This window comes from Nostocoides sp. (assembly GCF_035343835.1).
GTDB lineage: Bacteria > Actinomycetota > Actinomycetes > Actinomycetales > Dermatophilaceae > Nostocoides_A > Nostocoides_A vanveenii.
Window position 1 is genome coordinate 1 of record NZ_DAOQZV010000128.1, and the last position, 9104, is coordinate 9104.

Here is a 9104-nt window from a genome sequence, read left to right on the forward strand (position 1 = left end):
CAGGCGCGCGTCGAGCGCGGCTTCGGCGCGCCGGCCAGCCCCAGGACCCCGTCCGGCGGCACGACCACACTCGATCCCCCGGGCGAGGGCCAACCGGCTGCCACCGCCGAGCCCGGGACGAGACCCGGCATGCACGCCCAGACGACCGCAATCGACGAATCGGAGAAGACCACGTGAGCCCGCTCAGCCCCTCGGCCGCCCACTCGGCGCGCCGGCCGGCATCGGTTGCCTTTGTCGGGGCGGGTCCGGGCGACCCCAGTCTGCTCACGCTCGCGGCCGTGGCCGCGCTGGAGAGCGCCGACGTCGTCGTCACCGACCAGCTGACCAAGGCCTCCCTCGTCGCGGCCCATGCCCGTCCCGATGTCGAAGTCGTCGACGCCTCGCACGGCACGCATGGGCAGCCGCTGACGCACGCCTCGCGCGCCAAGATCGTGGTCCAGGCGGCCAAGGCCCACCCCGGTGGCCGCGTCGTGCGCCTGATGGACGGCGACCCGACGACCTTCAACGGCCTCGCCGAGGAGGCCCTCGCCTGTCGCAAGGCGGGGATCACCGTCGACATCGTGCCTGGAGTCACCGCGGTGACCGCGGTCCCCGCGTATGCCGGCATCCCCTTGACCTCCCCGGGCGCCTCCGCGGTTCATGTGATCGCGGCCGGCGACAGCGGGGCCGACTACGCGCGCTCGGTCGATCCGAGAACCACGGTCGTCCTGCTCGGCAACGCCGCAGCCCTGGCCGGCGCCCTCGTGGCACTCGCGGACGCGGGGCGCGACCCGGCGACGCCGGTCGCGCTGACCGAGCAGGGCACGACGACCCGGCAGTGCACGCATACGACCGATCTCGCGCACGCGGCGACGGTGGTCGCCACGCTCGGGCACCCTTCGCTGGCGGTCGTCGGCCCGACCGTCGCGCTGCGCGAGCAGTTGTCGTGGTTCGAGTCGAAGGCGCTCTACGGGTGGCGCGTGCTCATCCCGCGCACCCAGGACCAGGCCGGGTCGGCCGTGGCCCTGCTCGCCGCCCACGGCGCCGGCGCCGATGTGGTGCCGACCATCAGCGTCGAGCCCCCGCGCACGCCGCATCAGATGGACCGCGCGATCAAGGGCCTGGTCACCGGTCGTTACGAATGGGTCGGCTTCACCTCGGTCAACGCGGTCAAGGCGGTGCGTGAGCGCTTCGAGGACTTTGGTCTCGACGCGCGGGCCTTCGCCGGGCTGAAGGTCGCGGCCGTCGGTGGCGTCACCGCGGAAGCCCTGCGGGCCTGGGGGATCAACCCGGACCTGGTGCCAACCGGCGAGAAGTCCGCGCGCGGGCTGCTGTCCGACTGGCCCGAGTACGACGCCGATCTCGATCCGATCAACCGGGTCTTCCTGCCGCGGGCCGATATCGCGACCGACACGCTCGCTGCCGGTCTGCAGGAGATGGGGTGGGAGGTCGAGGACGCGACGGCCTATCGCACCGTTCGCGCCGCGCCGCCGGCGCCCGAGGTGCGGGAGGCGATCAAGTCCGGCGACTTCGACGCGGTCGTGTTCACCTCATCCTCGACGGTGCGCAATCTGGTGGGCATCGCCGGCAAGCCGCACCCGTCGACGGTCATCGCCTGCATCGGGCCGGCGACCGCCAAGACCGCCGAGGAGCACGGTCTGCGCGTCGACGTCCTCGCCCCCGAGGCCTCGGTGGCGAGTCTGATCGAGGCGCTTGCGGAGTACGGCCGGGCGCTCGCGCGGCAGGCCCACGAGGCCGGAGTGCCCGTGCTGCGGCCGAGCGCGCGACGCAAGGTCGCCAGCCGGCGCAAGGCCCGCTGATGGGCTATCCGGCCATCCGCCCCCGGCGGCTGCGGGCGACCCCGGCACTGCGGCGACTGGTTGCCGAGACGCGCGTGCACCCGGCTGATCTAGTGCTGCCGGCCTTCGTCCGGGAGGGCATCGACGCGCCGGTGCCGATCGGCGCGATGCCGGGGGTGGCGCAGCATACGGTCGCGTCGCTCGTCGAGCTCGCGCACCAGTGTGTGGCCGCGGGCATCGGCGGGATCATGCTCTTCGGCGTGCCGCTGGCCAAGGACGGACGTGGCAGCGGGGCCGACGATCCCGACGGCATCCTCAACGTCGCGACCCGCGCCGTCGCGGACGCGGTCGGCGGCGAACTGGTCGTCATGACCGACCTGTGCCTGGATGAGTTCACCGATCACGGGCACTGTGGCGTCCTCGATGCGCGGGGGCGCGTCGACAATGACGCCACCCTGGAGCGGTATGCCGCGATGGCACTGGCGCAGGCGCGCGCCGGCTCCGAGGTGCTCGGGCTCTCGGGAATGATGGACGGCCAGGTCGGCCACGTGCGGGCGGCCCTGGACGCGGCCGGGCATACGGACACGGTGCTGCTTGCCTATGCCGCGAAATACACCTCCGGGCTCTACGGACCCTTCCGCGAGGCGGTCGCGAGCTCGCTGGTCGGTGACCGGGCGGCCTACCAGCAGGATCCGGGGAACGCGCGCGAGGCGATCCGCGAGGTCGAACTCGACGTGGCCGAAGGTGCCGACATGGTGATGGTCAAGCCGGCCGGCCCACACCTGGACATCATCCGCGCGGTGGCGCAGATGTCCACCGTGCCGGTAGCGGCCTATCAGATCTCGGGAGAGTACAGCTCGATCGTCGCCGCCGCCGACCGCGGCTGGATCGACCGGGACCGGGCCGTCGATGAGTCGCTGATCCACCTCAAGCGGGCCGGTGCCGACATCCTGCTGACCTACTTCGCCCTGGAGTGGGCCGCCCGGAACACCTAGACGGGGGGAGCCGCCAGCCGTCAGGCCTGCTTGAGCAACTGGACGTCCAGGACGACCTTGATCTTCTCGCTCACGAGCACGCCGCCGCCCTCGATGGCCGCGTTCCAGGTCAGGCCCCAGTCCTTGCGGTTGATCTCGGTCTCGGCCTCGAAGCCGGCCTTGGTGTTGCCCCACGGGTCAGCCTGCACGCCGTTGAAGTCGACCTCGAAGGTCACCGGCTTGGTGACGTCCTTGATGGTCAGCTCGCCGGTCAGTTCCTCGCCGTCGAACGAGGTGGAGACGAAGCGCATGGTCGGGTAGTTCTCGACGTCGAAGAAGTCGGCGCTGCGCAGGTGCGCGTCGCGGTCGGCGCTGCGGGTGTCGACCGAGGCCATGCCGACGGTGACGTCGACCGTGGACGCCGTGACGTCCTCGGCCACCGTGACGGTGCCGCTGACCTCGGGGAAGCTGCCGCGGACCTTGGTGACCATCAGGTGGCGGGCGACGAAGCCGACTTCGGTGTGGCTGGCGTCGACGGCCCAGGTGCCGGCGGGGAGATTCTTGATGCTGCTCATGCTGCTCCTTGGGAGTCTCGGTGTGGCGGTTCCGACCGATTGCCGGCCCTCCGAACATGATCAATATTTCAACTATTAAGGCTTCTGTCAAATCGGGGGAGGATTCGGGGCAGAATAGGGGCCGATGAGCACCGAGACCCGTTGGTTGACGCCCCAGGAGCAGCGCGCCTGGCGCGCCTATCTGCGCGCCACCCGCCTGGTCGAGGTCGCGCTCGATCGCGATCTGGCCGTCCACGGCACGCAACTCTCGGAGTACGAAGTCATCTCCATGCTCTCCGAGGCACCCGGGGGCCGCCTACGGATGTCGAACCTCGCCGACATGGTCGTCCAGTCCCGGTCGCGGATCACGCATACGGCCGCGCGGCTGGAAAAGCGGGGCCTGGTGCGCCGCGAGGCCTGCGTCGACGACCGCCGGGGTGTCGAAGTCGTCCTGACCGACGACGGCCGGGCGGCCATCGAGGAGATGGCCCGCCGCCACGTCGACTCCGTGCGAGCCAATCTGATCGACATCCTCAGCCCCGAGGAGTTCATCGCCCTCGGCGACAGCCTCCGAAAGGTGCGGGACGCCCTCGCCATGGCGGGTCAGGCCGGCGACGCCGACTGACCGCCGACCGCGTTGTCGGCGGCCCCTGAGAGACTGCCCGTATGCCGCCTTCTTACCCCGCCGACGCGCCCGCCTCCGAGGCGCTCTTCGCCCGCGCCAAGGCGGTGGTGCCCGGCGGGGTCAACAGCCCGGTCCGCGCCTTCCGCAGCGTCGGGGGCACACCGCGCTTCATCACCAGCGCTCGCGGGGCCTATCTGATCGATGCCGATGGCCGGGAGTATGTCGACCTGATCGGCTCCTGGGGGCCGATGATTCTCGGGCACACCCACCCCGAGGTGCTCGCCGCCGTCACGGATGCGGCGTCGCGCGGCTTCTCCTATGGCACGCCGAGCGAGAACGAGGTCGCGCTCGCCGAGGAGATCGTCGCGCGGGTCGAGCCGGTGGAGCACGTCCGTCTGGTCTCCTCCGGCACCGAGGCCACGATGAGCGCCCTGCGGCTGGCCCGCGGTCTGACCGGCCGTTCGCGCGTGGTGAAGTTCGCCGGCTGCTATCACGGCCACGTCGACGCCCTGCTCGCGGCCGCTGGCTCGGGGGTGGCGACTTTCGGTCTGCCCGACTCCGCCGGGGTTCCCTCGAGTGCGGCGGCCGAGACGATCGTGCTGCCCTACAACGACATCGCCGCCCTGAAGGCGGTCTTTGCCGCCGACGGCGAGCACATCGCCGCGGTCATCACCGAGGCCGCCCCGGGCAATATGGGCGTCGTCCCGCCCGCACCCGGCTTCACCGAGGCGCTGCGCCGCGTCACCCGCGATCACGGCGCGCTGCTGATCAGTGACGAGGTGATGACCGGCTTCCGATGCTCGCGCTCCGGGTGGTATGGCCTCGAGGGCCCCTATGCCGCGGGCGCCCCCGACCTATTCACCTTCGGCAAGGTGATGGGCGGCGGCTTCCCGGCCGCAGCCTTCGGCGGTCCCGCCGCCTTGATGGCCGCGCTGGCACCCGACGGCCCGGTCTATCAGGCAGGCACCCTCTCGGGGAACCCGGTCGCCACGGCGGCCGGCCTCGCGACGCTGCAGCGCTGCACGCCGGAGGTCTACGCCCACCTCGACGCCGTCGCGCACACCGTCGCCGACGCGGCGGCCGCGGCGTTGAGCGCGGCGGGCGTGCCGCATACCGTGCAGTGGGCGGGCAGCATGTTCAGCATCTTCTTCTGCGAGGGCCTGGTGCGCGATTACGACGACGCGAAGCGCACGTCCGCCCCGGCCTACGCCGCCTTCTTCCATGCCATGCTCGCCCAGGGCGTCCACCTGCCCCCGAGCGCGTATGAAGTGTGGTTCGTCAGCGCCGCCCACGACGCCGCGGCCGTGGACCGGATCCTCGCCGCCCTGCCCGCGGCCGCGTCCGCGGCCTCAGACGCGTTTGCGACAATCGCGCCATGACGCGCACGCTGGTCCATCTCGTTCGCCACGGCGAGGTGTTCAACCCGGAGAAGGTGCTCTATGGCCGCCTCGACGGCTACCACCTCTCCGAGCGCGGTCAGGCGATGGCCCGCGTCCTCGGCGACTACTTCGCCGACAACGATCTGAGCGTCGTCACCGCGTCCTCGCTGATCAGGGCCCGCGAGACGGCGGCCCCGATCGCCGAGCCCCACGGCCTGCCCATCGGCACCGATGACCGCGTCATCGAGGCGGCGAACACCTTCGAGGGACAGGTTGTCAGCCTCGGCAATTTCCTGCGCCCGAAGCACCTGGCCCGGATGTACGACGTCCGCACTCCCTCCTGGGGCGAGCCGTATGCCGAGATCGCGGCCCGCATGCAGGCCGCCATGGCCGATGTACGCGCCGCGGCCGAGGGGCACGAGGCCGTCATCGTCTCCCACCAGCTGCCGATCTGGATGGCCCGCTGCGCTGCCGAGGGCCGGCGGCTGTGGCACCACCCGCGCAGCCGCGAGTGCTCGCTCGCCTCGGTGACCACCTTCGCCTTCGATGACGCCGACCTGGCCGAGATCTCGTATGCCGAGCCCGCCAAGCACCTGACCTCCGATTCCAGCGCGAGCGTCGGCGCATGACGGCGGCCGGGGGGAGTGGGGTCGCCCGATGGTCCGGACGACGGCGGGGGGCGGTGCTCGCCGTTTCCCTCGTGCTGGCTCCCGGAGTCCTTGCGGCTTGCAGCAGTGACCCCAATTCCATTGGGGCACAAGCCAAACAGGGCGATCAGAAGAACTACATCTCCGGCGACGGCGCCGTCGAGCTCATCCCGCCCGACAAGCGCAGCGAGCCCGTTGTGCTCGACGGGACCACTCTCGACGGCGGCGCCTTCGCCAGTGCCGACAACCGCGGCAAGCTGCTGGTGATCAATGTCTGGGCATCGTGGTGCCCGCCCTGCCAGGCGGAGGCGCCCGACTTAGTCGCCGTCGCAAACGACCCGGCCATCGCGGCGAAGGCCGGGTTCGTCGGTGTGAACATCCGTGACTCCTCGCCGCAGACTGCCGCCGCCACGGCCAAGGCGTGGGGCTTGACCTATCCCTCGATTTCCGACCCCGGCGGGTTGAGTGCCCTCGCGCTGCAGGGCAAGGCGACGGCCCTGCCCTCGACGGTCGTGCTCGATGCCCAGGGCCGGATCGCCGCGCGCGTGCTCGGCTCGGTCTCGAAGTCCACCCTGACCGGCATGATCGAGGACGTCGCGGCGGGCGGCGCTGCCTCGTGACGCAGCTCGCCGGCGGGGCCGCGGACACCGTCGCCACGGGCGCGCTGCCCCTGGCGCTGCTCGTCGCGCTGCTCGCCGGACTGGTCTCCTTCGCCTCCCCCTGCGTGTTGCCGCTGGTCCCGGGCTTCCTCGGCTATGTGACCGGGGCCGCGCCGGACTCGCGCGTGCGACGGGCCGCGCAGAGCCGGGTCGTGCTCGGCACGCTGCTGTTCGTCCTGGGCTTCTCGGTGGTCTTCGTCCTCGAGGCGATGTTCGTCACGACCCTGGGCCGGGTCTTCCTCGAGCACCGTGTCCTGTTGATGCGCATCGGCGGGGTCGCGGTCATCGCCATGGCCTTGGTCTTCCTCGGGGCCGGCAGCCAGCGCACCGTCGCTCCCCGGTGGCGACCGCGAATGGGTCTGGCCGGTGCGCCTGCGCTCGGCGCCGTCTTCGGGGTCGGGTGGACGCCCTGCTCCGGCCCGACGCTCGGCGCGGTGATCGCGCTCGCCACCGCAACCGATCCCAGCCTGCCGCGGGCCGTCGCCTTGGCGGGGGCCTATTGCCTCGGGCTGGGGCTGCCCTTCCTCGCGATCGCGACCGCCTGGGATCGTGCGGCACGCTTCAACGCCTTTCTGCGCCGCCACTCGCTGCTCATCCACCGCCTCGGTGGCGCGCTGTTGCTCGTGGTCGGGGTACTCCTGCTGACCGGGTGGTGGGATGGGCTGACGACGTGGCTGCGCATCCATACGGTCCTCGGATTCGAGGTGATCCTGTGACGACGGTGCGCGACCGGACGCAGGCGGCCCCCACGCTGCCCCGGCTCGGGCCGCTGGGCTGGGCGCGGTGGGCCTGGCGGCAACTGACGAGCATGCGGACGGCACTCTTCCTGCTGCTGCTGGTGGCGATCGCTGCGCTGCCCGGGTCGATCTGGCCGCAACGCTCGATCAACCCGACCCGGACGGCCGACTACATCGACGCCCATCCCAAGCTCGGTCCGCTGCTCGACCGGCTCGGGTTCTTCGAGGTCTATGCCTCGCCGTGGTTCTCGGCGATCTATTTGTTGCTCCTGATCAGCCTGGTCGGCTGCATCGTGCCGCGGACCAGGATCCACCTGACGCAGGTGCGGGCCCGCCCGCCGCGGGTGCCCGCGAACCTGGGGCGGTTGCCCGCGCATGCCCGCGTCGAGGTGGACGCGGAGCCGGCGGCGGCCGTGGCGAGTCTGCGGGCGGCATACGGGCGCCGGTATCGCCTCGATGTGCGTGGCGAGACCATCGCCGCGGAGACGGGCTACCTGAAGGAGAGCGGCAATCTCCTCTTCCACATCGCCGTCGTCGGGGTAATCGTGGGGGTCGCTGCCGGCCACATCTGGGGCTGGAAGGGCGATGTGATCGTGCCGGTGGGCAACAGCTTCGCCGACACGATGGTCTCCTATGACACGCTCAGCCCCGGCCCACGGGCCGATCCCACCCAGTTGCCGCCGTTTTCCTTCACCCTCGACAAACTCGACGTCAGCTTCGAGGACCAGGTCACCGGCGCGGGGCAGTTCGGGCAGCCGCGCGACTTCACGGCCTATCTGACGACGACCGCCGAGCCGGGGGCGACGCCGGTCAAGCAGGTGCTCAAGGTCAACCACCCGGTGGAGATGGACGGCGCCACCATCTTCTTGCTCGGTAACGGCTATGCACCGATCGTCACCGTCAAGGACGCCCACGGCGCAATCGTGTATTCCGGGCCGACGGTGTTTCTGGCCCGCGACAACAACTACACCTCCTCCGGCGCGATCAAGGTGCCGGCGGCCACACCCAAGGAACTGGGATTCTTCGGCAACTTCCTGCCGACCGGGGTGATCACCGAGCACACCGGCCCGATCTCGGTCTTCCCCGATGTGCGCGACCCCAAGCTGGCCCTGGGCCTGTATGAGGGCGTGCTCAACCCCAGCGGTCAGGCGTCGTCGGTCTACACGCTCAACACCAAGGAGATGACCCAGGTCAAGAGCGCCGACGGCAAAGACGTGCTGCGGCTGTGGCTCTCCCCGGGCGAGACGGTGACCTTGCCGGGGGATCGCGGCTCGATCACCTTCGACGGCGTGACTCGGTGGGCCGGCCTGTCGATTCGGCACGACCCCGCCCGCAATCTGACCCTGGGCTCGGCCCTGCTGGCGCTCGGTGGGCTGATCGCGACCTTGCTGGTGCGCCGGCGGCGGGTCTTCGCGCGGGTCACCCCGCGCCCTCATGGCGGCTCGGTCGTCGAGATCGGTGCGCTGGCCAAGGCCGATGACGACGGGTTGCAGGATGTCGTTGACCGACTGGCGGCGGCCGTGACCGGCGCCGGTCGGCCGCCTCGGTAGGAGTCGTTGCGCCCCGGCCGTGGGTTGTCGGGGGTGCGTGAGAGGATCGGGCCAATGGACGCGAACACCCTGGCGGAGTATTCCGTCATCAGCCTCTACTCGGCGATGGCGGTGCTCACGCTGTCGATGCTCGGCTTCGTCCTCTACCTCGCGCGCGCCGCGACGGCGCGCGACGACGCGCGCTCGGGCGCGGGCGTGCGG

At 71.1% G+C, this 9104-nt stretch carries 9 protein-coding genes; 8 read left to right on the forward strand and 1 reads right to left on the reverse strand.

Annotation, left to right across the window (positions count from 1 at the left end; translation table 11 throughout):
• The first annotated feature begins 173 nt into the window (after positions 1-173).
• Together PKH97_RS10155 and hemB are read left to right on the forward strand one after the other, a co-directional pair.
• Complete coding sequence (locus PKH97_RS10155) at positions 174-1799, forward strand: uroporphyrinogen-III synthase (protein WP_324387292.1); 1626 nt, start codon at positions 174-176, stop codon at positions 1797-1799.
• Positions 1799-2773 carry a porphobilinogen synthase gene (hemB, locus tag PKH97_RS10160; RefSeq protein ID WP_324387293.1) on the forward strand — a complete coding sequence of 325 codons (975 nt, stop codon included), beginning with the start codon at positions 1799-1801 and terminating at the stop codon, positions 2771-2773. The genes PKH97_RS10155 and hemB overlap by 1 nt, the downstream gene beginning before the upstream one ends.
• Positions 2774-2793: 20 nt before the next feature.
• Here the strand turns inward: hemB and PKH97_RS10165 are convergent, their stop codons facing one another.
• Positions 2794-3327, reverse strand: coding sequence for a YceI family protein (locus PKH97_RS10165; protein ID WP_324387294.1), 534 nt, complete (start codon positions 3325-3327; stop codon positions 2794-2796).
• Positions 3328-3451: 124 nt separating this feature from the next.
• Between PKH97_RS10165 and PKH97_RS10170 the strand changes: the two genes are divergently transcribed.
• From PKH97_RS10170 to PKH97_RS10195, 6 genes are read left to right on the forward strand one after another with little or no spacing between them, the layout of a single operon-like run.
• Entirely contained in the window at positions 3452-3931 is a 480-nt protein-coding gene (locus tag PKH97_RS10170; RefSeq protein WP_324387295.1) for a MarR family transcriptional regulator, read from the forward strand.
• A 41-nt stretch (positions 3932-3972) separates the two neighbouring features.
• A complete protein-coding gene (hemL, locus tag PKH97_RS10175; protein WP_324387296.1) occupies positions 3973-5310 on the forward strand; it encodes a glutamate-1-semialdehyde 2,1-aminomutase in 1338 nt (445 codons plus the stop codon).
• Positions 5307-5939: a histidine phosphatase family protein gene (locus PKH97_RS10180; protein ID WP_324387297.1), complete on the forward strand. Its 633-nt coding sequence runs from the start codon at positions 5307-5309 to the stop codon at positions 5937-5939. The genes hemL and PKH97_RS10180 overlap by 4 nt, the downstream gene beginning before the upstream one ends.
• A gap of 53 nt (positions 5940-5992) precedes the next feature.
• Positions 5993-6577, forward strand: coding sequence for a TlpA disulfide reductase family protein (locus PKH97_RS10185; RefSeq protein ID WP_324387298.1), 585 nt, complete (start codon positions 5993-5995; stop codon positions 6575-6577).
• On the forward strand, positions 6574-7332 hold the full coding sequence (locus PKH97_RS10190) for a cytochrome c biogenesis CcdA family protein (protein WP_324387299.1): 759 nt from the start codon (positions 6574-6576) through the stop codon (positions 7330-7332). The genes PKH97_RS10185 and PKH97_RS10190 overlap by 4 nt, the downstream gene beginning before the upstream one ends.
• On the forward strand, positions 7329-8903 hold the full coding sequence (locus PKH97_RS10195; RefSeq protein ID WP_324387300.1) for a cytochrome c biogenesis protein ResB: 1575 nt from the start codon (positions 7329-7331) through the stop codon (positions 8901-8903). The genes PKH97_RS10190 and PKH97_RS10195 overlap by 4 nt, the downstream gene beginning before the upstream one ends.
• The last annotated feature ends 201 nt before the right edge of the window (positions 8904-9104 follow it).